This is a genomic window from Xenorhabdus hominickii (assembly GCF_002632725.1).
Taxonomy (GTDB): Bacteria; Pseudomonadota; Gammaproteobacteria; order Enterobacterales; family Enterobacteriaceae; genus Xenorhabdus; species Xenorhabdus hominickii.
Window position 1 is genome coordinate 1 of record NZ_NJAI01000088.1, and the last position, 668, is coordinate 668.

General features: G+C 47.2%; 1 pseudogene. It reads right to left on the reverse strand.

What is annotated here, in order from left to right:
- Positions 1 to 382: 382 nt before the first annotated feature.
- Positions 383 to 668: pseudogene (locus tag Xhom_RS31790) on the reverse strand (hypothetical protein); the annotation flags it as partial.

The window sequence follows — 668 nt, forward strand, 5'->3', positions numbered from 1 at the left end:
ACTCCGGCTGTTTTGATTAATTGCTGACGAAATAGGGCTTTCGTTTGCTCAGAACGAAGCCGAATCCTTGTGGCCAATTCCACTACGGTTGAACACCATGGGTCTGATTTTTGTGTCTGCGGTAACGCGGTAATGTCCTGTCTATTTATCATCGTTTTTCTGCCTGAGTGCCGGAGCAAACTGTAAAGTGTAAAGTGTCAAATGGGGCTTTACACTTGACACTGACTTGACACTTTTTTGTCAAGTGATCCCACGGTGGAATGCGGGTTTGCAGGGAAAAAGTGTCAAATGTGTAAAACAAATTTCAGATCTCAAAACTAGTGAAATATCGCGGCGCGCAATGCCCGTGGTATATCAAAGGCTTAGGAAGGACCCAAAAAGTTTAAGCATGATGGTTGCCCAGTCTTTCGATGTCTTCCCAGTTCAGCGGCTCAATGTACTGTTCCAGCTTCTCATTCGCTGCCCGTAATGATGCCTGATACCCGTTCGCATCATTGGACCTCAGACTGTAGTTGAATGCTTCCAGATTCTTATCTTCCCCGTCTAATAACTCCCAGCCTGAACAGAGTGCTTCCATCTTGCGTGTGGTGTACCGGCTAAGATGGCGGTAACCTCCCCTGAGCGTTGCGATGGCAGACTGATACGGCGTGTGATTGTTGATAAGACGC